The organism is Bacillus sp. YBWC18, from assembly GCF_002998775.1.
Classification (GTDB): Bacteria; Bacillota; Bacilli; order Bacillales; family Bacillaceae; genus Bacillus.
This window is the reverse complement of record NZ_PVRI01000002.1, coordinates 343,305-357,838: the sequence shown is the minus strand read 5'-3', so window position 1 is coordinate 357,838 and position 14,534 is coordinate 343,305. Positions and strand designations below refer to the sequence as shown.

Below are 14,534 nucleotides of genomic sequence, written 5' to 3'. Positions count from 1 at the left end.
AAAGGCATCTGTCATGGACAGTTGCCTTTTTATTGTATAAGTTATTTCCTTTTTAAAAATAATAAGAGGAGACTGACAGCAATCAGTACATAAGGCCAGTACAATTCAAAACCGGAAGTAGGGATCGAAAGGGAACTTAGCTGTTTTGTAATTTGCTGAAAGAAATAAAGGAACAGACCGAGTGCAATGAGAACAACACTTTCAATACGATATTCTTTTTTCTGAGATGATTTCATAAAGAGTGCAAGTCCAACGATGAATACGATCATCGTAAATGTGTCTGGCCAGTGGTCTAATTTTGGTTGAAGAATAAAGTGTAGCGAAAGGCCCGTCATAAGCATACCGATAAACACATGAGCGCTTTCTTGCTCCTTCTTTCCTTGATATAAGAAAGCGAGGCCAAAAAGCAGTATGAGTGTATACCATTTCTCTTGATCCTTCCAAATGTCAAATTGACCTCCTGAGAGAATGGCATATAGCGCTACAGCCAGCAAAGTGAGCGGCAGCAAAATGGATTTTTTCTTCAAAGATGTCACCTTCTTTTAAGCAGATCATTTGTCCGCACGCGCCAAATCTGGTAAATTGCTTGAAGTGATGATATGGCATAATTAGTGTCGAACATTTTTCTACTATATCACAACATTTTTGAAATCTGTTCACAATTTTCATCCAGTTAAAAATGAATATATGTTATAATCATTATAAATAATAAATTCTATATTGTAATTATTATAAATTAGACAGGGCGTTGGGGGTGCAAGCTGAAGTTATGCATATTCTTGTTGTGGGTTTAGATTATAAAACAGCCCCTGTTGAGATACGGGAACAGCTGAGCTTTGAACCGAGCGAGCTCGGAACAGCGATGTCCAAGCTTAAAGAAGAAAAAAGCATTCTAGAGAATATCGTCATCTCAACATGTAATCGAACAGAGATCTACGCAGTGGTAGATCAGCTTCATACTGGACGGTTTTATATAAAAAGATTTTTAGCCGATTGGTTCGGTTTAGAAAAAGAAGATGTCTCTCCTTATTTGAAGTTCTATGAAAATGATGGAGCGGTTGAGCATTTATTCCGTGTGGCCTGTGGACTTGATTCCATGGTGATTGGCGAAACACAAATACTTGGTCAAGTGCGCTCTAGCTTTAAAGTAGCTCAAGAGGAGAAGACCATTGGTACCGTTTTCAATTATTTATTTAAACAGGCGGTCACCGTTGCAAAACGCTCTCATGCGGAAACAGACATTGCGTCTAATGCCGTGTCTGTCAGCTATGCAGCTGTCGAGCTTGCGAAAAAAATCTTTGGACGTCTTTCTGATAAACATGTCCTGATTCTTGGTGCGGGTAAAATGGGCGAACTAGCGGCTCAAAACCTTCAAGGTCAAGGGATTGGTCAAGTAACGGTCATCAATCGAACGTATGAGAAAGCAAAAGAATTGGCGGGTCGTTTTTCAGGAGAGCCTAAAAGCTTAAACCAATTGGAAAAAACATTATCCGAAGCGGACATTTTAATTAGCTCCACTGGTGCGAAACAATTTGTCATTACAAAGGAAATGGTCGAAAGTGCGAATAAAAAGCGGAAGGGCAGACCTCTATTTATGGTGGATATTGCTGTGCCCCGTGATTTAGATCCAGCCATTTCTGAAGTAGAAGGTGCTTTTTTGTATGACATTGATGACCTTGAGGGCATCGTGGCAGCCAACTTAAAAGAGCGCCGTGCGGTGGCTGAGCAGGTTGAGCTCCTCATTGAAGCAGAAATTGTGGAATTTAAGCAATGGCTGAATACGCTTGGTGTGGTTCCTGTCATTTCTGCACTTAGAGAAAAGGCGCTGACGATTCAAGCGGATACGATGCAGAGTATTGAACGAAAGCTTCCGAACCTCACACACCGTGAAATGAAGCTATTAAATAAACATACGAAAAGCATTATTAATCAAATGCTGAAAGATCCTATCTTAAAGGCAAAAGAAATTGCCGCGGAGCCGAATGCAGAGGAAAAACTTTTACTCTTCAAAGAAATCTTTGATTTACAGGTTGAAGATGAAGAGCAAAAGATGGAGCCTGTACAGGTGGAGCAAGGGTCATTTCAGCTGTTCAAACCAAATATGGCACAAGGCTTTGCTACAGTTGCCAGTGAGTGATTAAGCGATGATGGAATCCATTGTAGCGAGACTAGGCGAAGCGACGACCTTGATCTATGCACTAAGTGTCTTGTTCTATTTCATAGATTTTCTTCAACACAACCGGAAGGCTGGAAAAATGGCTTTCTGGTTGCTTTCTATTGTCTGGCTGCTGCAAACAGTCTACATGTTCTATATTATGATGGAAACAGACCGATTCCCTGTGTTGAATGTAGCAGAGGGTTTATATTTTTATACGTGGGTGCTTGTGACACTTTCACTTGTTCTCACAAAAGTATTGCGTGTTGAATTTATCGTCTTTTTTACAAATGTCATCGGTTTTTCCATGATGGCGATTCACACCTTTACACCATCTGATCTCCACTCAGCAGAACTAACGGGGAAGCTGACGAGTGAACTGCTTGTGATTCATATTACGATGGCGATTTTATCATACGGTGCTTTTTCACTTTCATTTGCTTTCTCCCTTCTCTATCTCTTTCAATATCGTTTGCTGAAAAAGAAAAAATGGGGAAAATGGCTTCTGAGAATTGAAGATTTATCGAAGCTTGATCATATGGCGTACGTATTAAACATTATTGGTGTGCCAATGCTCTTGCTTAGTTTGATTCTTGGCATCATTTGGGCATATATTTCGTATGATACGTTGTACTGGACAGATGCAAAGGTGCTTGGTTCGTTTATTATGCTGTTTTTATACGGCTTTTACTTATATATCAGATTGGTGAGAAATATGCAGGGCAAAATCGTGGCACTGTGGAATGTCGGTTCATTCATTGTGCTGATGATCAATTATTTTCTGCTTGGTAGTTTATCAACCTTTCATTGGTTTCAATAAATAATGATGAGTCTTAAGGGCATTGTCGGGAGGAAGACGTATTGCGTACAATTAAAGTAGGTTCTAGAAGAAGTAAGCTTGCAATTACACAAACAAAATGGGTTATTCAAAAGCTGTCTGAACTAAACCCTTCTTATTCTTTTGAAATAAAAGAGATTGTGACAAAGGGTGATCAAATTTTAGATGTGACCTTATCAAAGGTTGGCGGAAAAGGACTGTTTGTCAAAGAAATTGAACAGGCGATGCTGAATCATGACATCGATATGGCGGTTCACAGTATGAAGGATATGCCGGCTGCTCTTCCTGAAGGTTTAGTCATTGGCTGTATTCCTGAGCGTGAAGATGTAAGGGACGCTCTTATTTCGAAGGATCATCTGCGTCTTCATGAACTGCCGAAGGGTGCTGTTGTGGGAACAAGCAGCTTACGGCGCAGTGCCCAGCTTCTTCAGGAAAGACCAGATCTTGAAATTAAATGGATTCGAGGAAACATTGATACAAGATTGGAAAAGCTGAAAAATGAAGAATATGATGCCATTATTCTAGCGGCTGCTGGGCTGTCCAGAATGGGATGGAGCAAAGAGGTTGTGTCGGAATTTTTATCTCCTGAGACTTGCCTGCCCGCCGTTGGCCAAGGCGCTTTGTCGATTGAGTGCCGCGGGGATGATGAAGAGCTATTGCAGCTCCTCGCTCAATTTACGAATGAATATACGAAGAAAACGGTTCTCGCTGAAAGAGCCTTCCTCAAACAAATGGATGGCAGCTGTCAGGTGCCGATCGCTGGCTATGCAACGATGAATGAGCGTGGTGAAATTGAACTGACGGGTCTTGTGGCATCTGCTGACGGACACACGATTATTCGAGAAACCGTATCAGGCACTGACCCTGAGGCAATTGGGACAGCATGTGCGAAGCAGATGGCTGATAAGGGAGCAAAAGATTTAATCGACAAGGTGAAAAAGGATCTGTCCTCCCAATGACCATAGGCAAATCGCTTCACGGACAGACGGTGCTTGTCACTCGAAATGAACGTCAAGCGGGTGTGTTTCAGCAAAAGATTGAAGAGCTGAACGGCCATGCTGTTTTAACCTCTCTTATTCGGTTTGAGCCTACGCTCACAAAAGAAAAAGCGCAGGCCTTTTTAAAGGACTTAGAAAATAGCCAATGGCTTGTTTTCACGAGTGTGAATGGTGCGTCTTTTTTTCTGAGCTACATAAAGGACCATCATTTACATAAGAGTTTATCGCATTTGAAAGTGGCTGCTGTAGGTGAGAAAACCTCTGCCTATCTTGAGCAGCACGGCTTGAAGGTGGATGTGGTACCAGAACGATTCATAGCGGAAGAGCTCGCAGATGCGTTACTTGACCATGTGCGTCCGGGAGAGCGTGTGTTTGTAGCAAAAGGACACCTGTCTCGAGATGTCGTGAAGAAAACCCTCATTCCGCTTGGCATAGAAGTAAAGGAATGGATTTTATATGAAACCGTCAAGGATGAGGAAGGTATTGCCGCTCTCAAAACGGCGATGACGAAGCAATCATTTGATTTTATTACATTTACGAGCTCATCCACTGTCCATTCATTTATGCATGCCATGGAGGCAGATGCAGCGAAGCTGGCTGCTTCTGGCACCTGTTTTGTGACGATCGGTCCTCTGACAAAAGAGGCACTGCTTCAATACGGGATTTCTTCTGAAACCCCAGATACTTATACGATAGACGGAATGCTTGAATTGATGTGCCGTTTATCTGAAAGGAAGTTGAACCAATGATGAAATTTAACAGACACCGCAGACTGCGGACAAGCGCAGGAATGAGAGAATTAGTCAGAGAAACCTTTTTAAGACCATCTGATTTCATTTATCCGATCTTTTTTGTAGAGGGAGAAAATGTCCGAAAAGAAGTCCCTTCAATGCCGGGTGTTTATCACATTTCAGTGGACCTTATAAAAGAAGAAGTCCAAGAACTTGTCGACCTAGGCATCAAATCAATTATTGTATTTGGTGTTCCAGATCATAAAGACCATGTGGGCAGTGAGGCGTATCACGACCATGGCATTGTTCAAAGAGCGACGCTTGAGATCAAAAAGCATTTCCCAGAACTTGTGGTCATTGCAGACACTTGCTTATGCCAATATACAGATCATGGACATTGCGGCATCGTTGAAGATGGTGAAATTTTAAATGATGAATCTCTTCAGCTTTTAGCGAAAACAGCTGTTAGCCAAGCGCGCGCAGGTGCAGATATCATTGCTCCTTCCAATATGATGGATGGATTTGTTGTGGCCATTCGTGAGGCACTTGATGAAGCTGGCTTTATTCATGTACCTGTCATGTCATATGCTGTGAAATATGCAAGTGCTTTTTACGGCCCGTTTCGTGACGCGGCGCATAGCACACCGCAGTTTGGAGATCGTAAAACATACCAAATGGACCCTGCAAACCGTTTAGAGGCACTCAGAGAAGCGCAGTCTGATGTAGAAGAGGGGGCTGATTTCCTCATTGTCAAACCATCCCTTTCTTATTTAGATATTATGCGTGATGTCAAAAATGAATTTACACTCCCTGTTGTTGCTTACAATGTGAGCGGAGAATATGCAATGGTCAAAGCCGCTGCTCAAAATGGCTGGATTTCTGAAAAAGAGCTTGTTCTTGAAATGCTGACAAGCATGAAACGTGCAGGAGCAGAGCTCATCATTACGTATCATGCAAAAGATGCAGCCAAATGGCTCTCAGAATAAAGAACGGATAGACAGGAGGACGTTGAAATGGGACGTAGCTATGAAAAATCAAAGCAAGCATTTGAAGAAGCGCAGCATTTAATGCCTGGTGGTGTCAACAGCCCTGTGCGTGCATTTAAATCAGTTAACACAGACCCGATTTTTATGGAACGAGGCAAAGGCGCCAAGATATATGATATTGATGGAAATGAATACATCGATTATGTCTTATCATGGGGACCACTTATTTTAGGGCATACGAATGACCGTGTGGTTGAAAGCATTCAACGAGTTGCGGAACAGGGGACAAGCTTTGGAGCTTCCACGTTAGTTGAAAATGAATTAGCTAAGCTTGTATCAGAGCGAGTTCCTTCCATCGAAGTCATTCGTATGGTCAGCTCTGGTACAGAGGCGACCATGAGTGCACTTCGTCTAGCTCGCGGCTTTACAGGCAGAAATAAAATTGTGAAATTTGAAGGCTGCTATCATGGCCACGGCGATTCTTTGCTCATTAAAGCGGGTTCAGGTGTCGCAACGCTAGGGCTTCCAGATAGCCCAGGTGTACCTGAAGGGACTGCAAGCAACACGATCACAGTGCCGTACAATGATTTAGAGAGCATTCAAGTTGCTTTTCAGGAGTTTGGAGACGATATTGCAGGTGTCATTGTCGAGCCGGTTGCAGGAAATATGGGGGTTGTTCCTCCGCAAGAAGGTTTCTTACAAGGGCTGAGAGACATCACGGAGCAATACGGAGCTTTACTCATTTTTGATGAGGTCATGACTGGCTTCCGTGTGGATTATCACTGCGCGCAAGGCTATTTTGGCATCACACCTGATCTGACGTGCCTTGGTAAAGTGATCGGAGGCGGTCTCCCGGTCGGTGCTTATGGCGGAAGAGCGGATATCATGAGACAAATTGCACCAAGCGGTCCAATTTATCAAGCAGGAACGTTATCTGGTAACCCTCTTGCGATGACAGCAGGCTTAGAAACCTTAAAACAGCTGACACCTGAGTCTTATGAAGAGTTTAGACGAAAAGGAGACCGGCTGGAAGAAGGCATTTCAAAAGCGGCGAAAGTACACGGAATTCCATTAACGTTTAACCGTGCGGGTTCGATGATTGGATTCTTCTTTACAAATGAAGAAGTGGTCAATTATGACAAAGCAAAAACCGCTGATCTCGCTTTATTCGCTGAATTTTACAAGGAAATGGCGGATCGCGGCATCTTCCTTCCTCCTTCTCAATTCGAAGGACTGTTCCTGTCAACAGCTCATACAGATGAAGACATCGAATATACGATTGAGACAGTGGAAAAGGTATTTCAAAAACTGCGTCGATAAACGAAAGCCGGTATGGGGACATATCGGCTTTTTTGTGTTGCTGAAAACCAATCATATTTTCACTGCCTCTCACATACATCTGTATTGACATCTAATTTTATTTTGAAGGATTAGATGAAAGGAGGACACCGACTTGTCTCAAAACAATCGATTACAGTTTTCGGTAGAAGAATCCATTTATTTCAAAAGCGGACAGGAAGTCAGTGAGCTGCTGTCAATTTCTCTCGATCCTGACATTCTCGTTCAAGAAGTGAATGATTATGTTTCGATTAGAGGTTCACTCGAGCTAACAGGAGAATACAACATAAATCAAGAGGAGCTATTGGGTGAATTGAGTTCCTATGCATCATATAGGGAAGCTGATGAGGTGAAGGTAAGAGAAGACGGAACGGCGGAGCTTCTGCATCAATTCCCGGTTGATATCACCATCCCTAAGAATAAAATCAGTCATTTAAATGATGTGTTTGTGTTTATTGATGCGTTTGATTACCAGCTGACAGAAAATCGTTTGCTCACCATTCAAGCTGATCTGGCGATTGAGGGTCTATTAGACGAGAAAATGCCTCAAGCGCCTGTAGTGGAGCCGTATGAATTTGTCCATCGTCCTGAAGAAGAATATGGCGATGTGACCTACGATTATCAGCTGCAGCCAGAGCATGAGGAACAAGAAGAGCTGCAAGGCAATGAACGTGAGGTCTATGAGGAACAGGCTGTATTACAGCATGATACACGCGCCGAGCAAGAAGAACAGGAAGAAGAACGGGAAGAAGAAATTGAGATAGAGCTGGTGAGTAGGGAAGAAGAGGGAGAAACCGAAGAACTGGAAGAATCGGAAGAACTGGAGGAAACGGAGAGCCAAGAATATGAGGAACAGGCTGTATTACAGCATGACACACGCGCCGAGAAAGAAGAACAGCAAGAAGAACAGGAAGAAGAAATTGAGATAGAGCTGGTGAGTAGGGAAGAAGAGGGAGAAACCGAAGAACCGGAAGAATCGGAAGAACTGGAGGAAACGGAGAGCCAAGAAGAAGTGGCGCTTGGTTATCGCTCCTTACCTGAAGCTCAGGTGCAAGAACCACCATTTTTTGAACCGCCTAAGCTCTTAGAAGAAGAGAAGCGGGAAGATACGTTCTTTGAGGTGGAAGTGAGAAAAGATCCGGAAGCAGCCGAAGAGCTGGAAGAAACGGTTCAGCCGTATCCAATATTTGAATCACCCACTTACCACGTAGAAGAGGAGCAAGAGGAACAGGAACAGGATGATACGAACCAGCTCGGACGGTTATATGAACGAGAAGCACCAAAAGTATATGAGTCAGCTCAAGAAGAAGAGGAGCCTGAATATGACGAGAGAGAAACGTCTGGCAGTGAGAACTCTCTTTATTTAACAAAGCTATTTGCTAAGCAGGAGGAGGAAGATTTTTCTCGCATGAAAATATGTATAGTTCAGCAAGAAGATACGGTCGATCTTATTTGTGAGCGATATCAGTTGAATGTGCAGCAGCTCCTTCGCACAAACTCATTATCGGTTGATGCGGAGCTTGAAGAAGGGCAGATTCTTTATATTCCTGAATATCAAAAAAGCAATGCATAACAAGCGATGACCGACCGAGAAAATGTGGTGAGTGAACGTGGATGAAATCCAGTCTATCCTATACGAATACGGGCTTGAGGCGGAATACATTGAACCTGTCAGTCCTGCTGTCGTCAAAGTATATACAAAGCAGGGCGTATTTGCCCTAAAGCGAGTAAAAGCCAGTCGACATATGCAGTTTACAGAGCAAATGCTTGAACTAGAATCAAAGGGCTATCGCTCTTTTGTGCCGATTTATCGGACGAAGAGCGGTTCTTTTTTCTCAAGTCATCGAGAAAGCCAGTACGCATACTATCTCATGCCGTGGCTGACGAATGAAAAGAGAGAAGAGCAGGACGATAAACATGAATATTTATTTCAAGAGATTGCAAGACTTCATAAGCGGACTGAAGTGATGATGGATATCACAGAGCAAGAGATAGAAGCGCACTACACACAAATTAAGACCAAATGGGAAACAGAGAAAGACATGTATGAACGATTCATAGAGCGGGCAGAGCAGACTTGGTATATGTCACCATTTGAGCTGGCTGCTGCTATGTATTTTTCAGAGGCGATGTCTGCCAGCGAATTTGCGCTTGAACGATTAGAAGATTGGCATGAAGAAATGAAAGATCAAGAGACAACACGTGTTGTGTTAAATCATGGGCAGCTGTCGATTCATCACTTTTTGTATAATGATGTGGGCACAGGACATTTCACCAATTTTGAGCGGTCTAAAAAAGCCGCCCCCATTTATGACCTTCTGACCTTTTACTTTCGGACATTCAAAACCTATCCCACGTCTTGTCCTGAATGCACTTCCTTGTTTTATACGTACCAAAAAGGAAATCCTCTTCGGGAGGAAGAGCTGCATTTGTTTCTTAGTTACCTTGCTTATCCGCAAGGTCTGTTTGATACAGTAAAAGCCTATGAAGCAGGCGGACAGGATGAAATGGAAAGCTGTCAGCGGCTGTTAAGAGCGTATTGGCAGATGAAAAATTCAGAGCCGATCGTCATGAAGATTCATGAGATTGAGCAGGCTAGACGGCTTGAAGAAGAACAAAGTGCCTCGTCATCAGCGGAATGACGAGGTTATTTTGTGTTCATATTGGCGGGTACATAAGCGCGAGTTTAAAACCAATCAAGGTGAAAGGCGCAGGCGAGAAAAATCAAAATACCTAGGATGAGGACGTCAAATGTCGTGGGGAAAATGATCGTACGAAACCCTTGAAATATCGCAATCGGGAGAACGACTTGGGAGGCCACTGCCCGAATTTGTCTCAGCCAGGGGGGAAGTGTGTAAGGATTGATTTTCTTCAAAGCAAACGCCCTCCTTCTTCATTTTGTTATTATCATATGGGTAATAGGGCAAAGGGTGCCTGCCCAATTTGTATAAAGAAGAAGAAAAGCGGAAAAGATGATTGACGAAAACAAAAGGCATTTAGTAATATAAATAAAAGATGAGTATGTGCTGATGAACGTGATATATCGTAAGCGTGGATCAGGAAGAGTACGAGCAAGACCCTAAAGAGAGGGGGACCATGAGCTGAAAGGTTTCCTAGGATGTACTTGTTTGGAAGGTCGCCTGTGAGCTTAATTTCTTGAATGAACAAGTAGAGAAATTCGGGAGAACCCCGTTATCCTTTAGAGTGTATGGGACACGTCTATGTGTTCCATGAAAAAAGGTGGTACCGCGAAAAAGCTTTTTCGTCCTTTTATAAGGATGGAAAGGCTTTTTTTATGTTTCATCAGCCGAAAAAATGTGGAGGTTACACAAATGGGAACAAATAATCAAGAAATGCCAACAAAGTACGATCCAAATGCGATTGAAAAAGACCGCTATACGTACTGGCTTGAAGGGAAATTCTTCGAAGCACAAAATGACAAAACGAAAGATCCATATACAGTCGTCATTCCTCCACCAAACGTGACAGGAAAACTGCACCTTGGGCATGCATGGGATTCTACACTTCAAGATATTGTGACGCGTATGAAACGGATGCAGGGCTATGATGTTCTATGGCTTCCAGGAATGGACCATGCCGGTATTGCTACCCAAGCAAAGGTAGAGGCAAAGCTTCGCGAAGAAGGCGTGAGCCGTTATGACCTTGGCCGGGAGAAATTTGTGGAAGAAACGTGGAAATGGAAAGAAGAATATGCGGACTTTATTCGCAGCCAGTGGGCGAAAATGGGACTTGGTCTTGATTATTCACGTGAACGTTTTACATTAGATGAAGGTCTGAATAAAGCGGTACGCCAAGTGTTTGTCCAATTGTATGAAAAAGGACTTATCTATCGCGGAGAGTACATCATTAACTGGGATCCAGCGACGAAAACGGCACTTTCTGATATTGAAGTCATTTATAAAGATGTTCAAGGTGCGTTTTATCACTTGAGATACCCGCTTTCAGATGGCACGGGTTCAATTGAAATTGCGACGACAAGACCTGAAACCATGCTTGGGGATACAGCCGTTGCCGTGCACCCTGATGACGAACGCTATCAGCATTTGATTGGAAAAACAGTGGTCTTACCAATTACAGGCCGAGAGATTCCAATCGTTGGTGATGACTATGTCGATATGGAGTTTGGTTCAGGAGCTGTGAAAATTACACCTGCCCATGACCCGAATGACTTTGAGCTTGGAAACCGCCATGAGCTAGAGCGTATTCTTGTTATGAATGAAGATGGCACAATGAATGCAAATGCATTGCAATACAAAGGAATGGACCGCTTCGAATGCCGTCAACAGCTTGTGAAAGATTTACAAGAAGAGGGTATTTTGTTCAAAATTGAGGACCACATGCATTCAGTTGGTCATAGTGAGCGAAGCGGAGCTGTCGTTGAGCCTTATTTATCTACTCAATGGTTTGTAAAAATGCAGCCGCTGGCAGACGAAGCCATCAACCTTCAAAATGGGGACGACCAAGTTCAATTTGTTCCAGACCGCTTTGAAAAGACGTATTTACACTGGATGGAAAATATCCGTGACTGGTGTATTTCTCGTCAGCTATGGTGGGGACACCGCATTCCGGCTTGGTATCATAAAGAAACGAAAGAAGTATATGTTGGACTGGAAGCGCCAGAAGATCTGGAGAACTGGGAACAGGATAACGATGTGCTTGATACATGGTTTAGTTCAGCGCTTTGGCCTTTCTCTACAATGGGCTGGCCGGATGCAGACAGTGAAGACTTCAAGCGCTACTATCCAACAAACCTGCTGGTCACAGGCTATGACATCATTTTCTTCTGGGTCTCTCGCATGATCTTCCAAGGCCTTGAATTTACAGGGGAAAAACCGTTCAAAGACGTTCTGATTCATGGGCTGATCCGTGACGAACAAGGACGTAAAATGAGTAAGTCGCTCGGCAACGGAATTGATCCAATGGAGGTCATTGATCAATACGGTGCAGATTCATTAAGATATTTCTTAGCGACTGGAAGCTCACCAGGTCAGGATCTTCGCTTTAGCTTTGAAAAGGTTGAATCCACTTGGAACTTTGCGAACAAAATTTGGAACGCATCGCGTTTTGCTTTAATGAACATGGATGGCTTAACGTATGATGAACTTGATTTGACTGGAGAAAAATCAGTCGCTGACCAATGGATTTTAACCCGCTTAAATGAAACGATTGAAAGTGTCACACAGCTAGCTGACAAGTATGAATTCGGTGAAGTGGGCAGACATTTATACAACTTCATTTGGGATGATTTCTGTGATTGGTACATTGAGATGGCGAAGCTTCCACTTTATGGTGAAGATGAAGCAGCGAAAAAAACGACTCGTTCGATCCTTGCGTACGTATTAGATCAAACGATGAGACTTCTTCATCCGTTTATGCCGTTCTTAACAGAAGAAATCTGGCAGCATCTTCCGCATGAAGGTGAGTCCATTACTGTAGCAGCTTGGCCTGAGGTGAAGCCGGAGCTTTCAAATGATCAAGCTTCTGCTGACATGAAACTGCTTGTTGAACTCATTCGCTCTGTTCGTAACATTCGCAGTGAAGTAAACACACCAATGAGCAAACAAGTCGAACTTTACATCAAAGCATCCACATCTGATGTACAAGAACGTTTAGAGAAGAATCGTTCATATATTGAGCGCTTCACGAACCCAAGTTTTCTTGAAATTGGCACAGATGTCCCAGCTAGTGATAAAGCGATGACGGCTGTTATTTCTGGAGCAGAGCTCATTCTGCCGCTTGAAGGCTTAATTAACTTAGATGAGGAAATTGCTCGTCTGCAAAAAGAGCTTGATAAGCTGACAAAAGAAGTAGAACGCGTCCAGAAAAAGCTTGGCAACGAAGGCTTTATGAAAAAAGCGCCTGAAAGTGTCGTAGAAGAAGAGCGTGCGAAAGAACGTGATTATGTCGCAAAACGCGAAGCTGTTCAAAAGCGGATTGAAGAGCTGAAAGCATAAAGTTGAAAAGACGGCTCCTAACAAAATGGAGTCGTCTTTTTTGAAAATTTCGTATGAAATGAGAGATGACATTGTTTACAACCTATCATGAAGCCATTGAGTGGATTCACAGTAGATTGGCCTTTGGTGTAAAACCGGGTCTTGAAAGAATGAAGTGGCTGATGAACAGACTAGGCCATCCGGAACAACGCATAAAAGCGGTGCATGTTGCAGGGACAAATGGAAAAGGTTCAACCATTGCGTTTACTCGTTCCGTTTTACAGGCTGCAGGCTATTCGGTCGGAACCTTCACCTCCCCGTTTATTTTAACGTTCAATGAACGAATCAGCGTGAACGGAGCGCCTATACAGGATGAAGAATGGCTGAGTTTGGTGAATAAGGTCAAGCCTTTTGTTGATGAATTAGATCAAACAGAGCTTGGAGCAGCAACAGAATTTGAAATCATTACCGCATGTGCATTTGCTTATTTTGCCGATGTGCACCAAGTAGACTTTGTCCTATTAGAGACAGGGCTTGGCGGAAGACTTGATTCAACAAATGTTGCCGTACCGATCTTAACAGCGATTACGTCGATTGGTCATGATCATATGGCGATTTTAGGTGACACACTTGAACAAATTGCATCTGAAAAAGCGGGCATTATCAAAGAGAATATTCCGATGATCACCGCAGTTCATCAACCGGAAGCACTTGGGGTCATTCAAAACATCGCAAAAGAAAAGAATGCGGAATGCATCTCATTACAGCATACTTGTACCTTCGGTGAGCAGCAGCCAACAGAAACAGGCGAACGGTTTACGTTACACACATCAAAAAGGCAGTATCCGCAGCTTGAAACAGGATTAATTGGAACGCATCAACGGCAAAATGCTTCTCTTGCCGTTCTACTCATTGAATGGCTGGAGCAAGAAGGCTATATCAGCGTGACAGAAGAGCAGATGTATGAAGGCATTCGGCAGGCAGTGTGGGCTGGAAGATTTGAAAAGGTCAAAGATCATCCACCAGTTTATTTAGACGGCGCTCATAATGAAGAAGGAATCGACCGTTTAATTGAAACCGTACAAGCCCATTTTTCTAGTAAACAAGTGCATGTCTGTTTTAGTGCTTTAAAAGATAAGCCGTACAAGCAAATGATTCAAAAGCTTGAAGCTGTTAGTTCATCTATTCATTTTGTTTCGTTTGACTTTCCAAGAGCGGAATCAGCTGAAAAACTTTATGCGTGCAGTCAGTTAGAGGCAAAATCATATGATGATGACCCTCGTGCAGTGCTTGAATGGATTCAGAAAAAGAGTGATGATCCTTTAGCGGTGATCCTTGTGACAGGCTCTCTTTATTTTATTTCAGATATACGAAATCGTATGATCGGGTAACGAAAAGACGCAAATGGCTTTGATGCCTCCTGCGTCTTTTTCTTTTTATATGTAGTAAAGGGGGAAAATCATATTTTCACTAGATGCTTTAGTGGATAGGGTCATGGTAAAATCCGGTCTATCTTATTCCCGGAAGGAGCACC

General features: G+C 43.0%; 12 protein-coding genes and 1 other annotated feature. Of the genes, 10 read left to right on the top strand and 2 right to left on the bottom strand.

Annotated features, from left to right (window positions below):
* Nucleotides 1-41: 41 nt before the first annotated feature.
* Nucleotides 42-527 (bottom strand): hypothetical protein, encoded by a 486-nt coding sequence (locus tag C6348_RS08125; RefSeq protein WP_060596895.1) that lies wholly within the window; start codon nucleotides 525-527, stop codon nucleotides 42-44.
* A gap of 242 nt (nucleotides 528-769) precedes the next feature.
* Between C6348_RS08125 and hemA the strand changes: the two genes are divergently transcribed.
* From hemA to ysxE, 8 genes are all read left to right on the top strand, one after another.
* Nucleotides 770-2,137, top strand: a complete 1,368-nt coding sequence (gene hemA, locus C6348_RS08120) for a glutamyl-tRNA reductase (RefSeq protein WP_106042575.1) — start codon at nucleotides 770-772, stop codon at nucleotides 2,135-2,137.
* 7 nt (nucleotides 2,138-2,144) lie between these two features.
* Nucleotides 2,145-2,975 carry a cytochrome c biogenesis protein gene (locus C6348_RS08115; RefSeq protein ID WP_034661681.1) on the top strand — a complete coding sequence of 277 codons (831 nt, stop codon included), beginning with the start codon at nucleotides 2,145-2,147 and terminating at the stop codon, nucleotides 2,973-2,975.
* Nucleotides 2,976-3,016: 41 nt separating this feature from the next.
* The gene (gene hemC, locus C6348_RS08110) at nucleotides 3,017-3,952 is read left to right on the top strand and encodes a hydroxymethylbilane synthase (RefSeq protein WP_106042573.1); all 936 of its coding nucleotides are present in this window, start codon (nucleotides 3,017-3,019) and stop codon (nucleotides 3,950-3,952) included.
* Nucleotides 3,949-4,740, top strand: coding sequence for a uroporphyrinogen-III synthase (locus C6348_RS08105; protein ID WP_034661676.1), 792 nt, complete (start codon nucleotides 3,949-3,951; stop codon nucleotides 4,738-4,740). The genes hemC and C6348_RS08105 overlap by 4 nt, the downstream gene beginning before the upstream one ends.
* A complete protein-coding gene (gene hemB / locus C6348_RS08100; protein ID WP_106042571.1) occupies nucleotides 4,737-5,708 on the top strand; it encodes a porphobilinogen synthase in 972 nt (323 codons plus the stop codon). Before C6348_RS08105 ends, hemB begins: the two co-directional genes overlap by 4 nt.
* A 27-nt stretch (nucleotides 5,709-5,735) precedes the next feature.
* Nucleotides 5,736-7,028 carry a glutamate-1-semialdehyde 2,1-aminomutase gene (gene hemL, locus C6348_RS08095; protein ID WP_034661671.1) on the top strand — a complete coding sequence of 431 codons (1,293 nt, stop codon included), beginning with the start codon at nucleotides 5,736-5,738 and terminating at the stop codon, nucleotides 7,026-7,028.
* Nucleotides 7,029-7,161: 133 nt separating this feature from the next.
* Nucleotides 7,162-8,619 (top strand): LysM peptidoglycan-binding domain-containing protein, encoded by a 1,458-nt coding sequence (locus C6348_RS08090; RefSeq protein WP_106042569.1) that lies wholly within the window; start codon nucleotides 7,162-7,164, stop codon nucleotides 8,617-8,619.
* A gap of 37 nt (nucleotides 8,620-8,656) precedes the next feature.
* Entirely contained in the window at nucleotides 8,657-9,688 is a 1,032-nt protein-coding gene (gene ysxE / locus C6348_RS08085; RefSeq protein ID WP_095285524.1) for a spore coat protein YsxE, read from the top strand.
* A gap of 44 nt (nucleotides 9,689-9,732) precedes the next feature.
* Here the strand turns inward: ysxE and C6348_RS08080 are convergent, their stop codons facing one another.
* On the bottom strand, nucleotides 9,733-9,921 hold the full coding sequence (locus C6348_RS08080) for a hypothetical protein (RefSeq protein ID WP_003216497.1): 189 nt from the start codon (nucleotides 9,919-9,921) through the stop codon (nucleotides 9,733-9,735).
* A 168-nt stretch (nucleotides 9,922-10,089) separates the two neighbouring features.
* Nucleotides 10,090-10,319 (top strand) — a binding site (T-box leader).
* Between the two features lie 59 nt (nucleotides 10,320-10,378).
* Here C6348_RS08080 and C6348_RS08075 point away from each other — a divergent pair.
* Nucleotides 10,379-13,021, top strand: coding sequence for a valine--tRNA ligase (locus C6348_RS08075; RefSeq protein WP_106042567.1), 2,643 nt, complete (start codon nucleotides 10,379-10,381; stop codon nucleotides 13,019-13,021).
* A 71-nt stretch (nucleotides 13,022-13,092) separates the two neighbouring features.
* On the top strand, nucleotides 13,093-14,391 hold the full coding sequence (locus tag C6348_RS08070; RefSeq protein ID WP_317615468.1) for a bifunctional folylpolyglutamate synthase/dihydrofolate synthase: 1,299 nt from the start codon (nucleotides 13,093-13,095) through the stop codon (nucleotides 14,389-14,391).
* Nucleotides 14,392-14,534 lie beyond the last annotated feature (143 nt).

Bases quoted from the DNA above. Each gene is read 5' to 3' on its own strand.
- C6348_RS08105 (WP_034661676.1), top strand. From the start codon at position 3,949: ATGACCATAGGCAAATCGCTTCACGGACAGACGGTGCTTGTCACTCGA.
- C6348_RS08115 (WP_034661681.1), top strand. From the start codon at position 2,145: ATGATGGAATCCATTGTAGCGAGACTAGGCGAAGCGACGACCTTGATC.
- hemL (WP_034661671.1), top strand. From the start codon at position 5,736: ATGGGACGTAGCTATGAAAAATCAAAGCAAGCATTTGAAGAAGCGCAG.
- hemB (WP_106042571.1), top strand. From the start codon at position 4,737: ATGATGAAATTTAACAGACACCGCAGACTGCGGACAAGCGCAGGAATG.
- hemA (WP_106042575.1), top strand. From the start codon at position 770: ATGCATATTCTTGTTGTGGGTTTAGATTATAAAACAGCCCCTGTTGAG.
- C6348_RS08075 (WP_106042567.1), top strand. From the start codon at position 10,379: ATGGGAACAAATAATCAAGAAATGCCAACAAAGTACGATCCAAATGCG.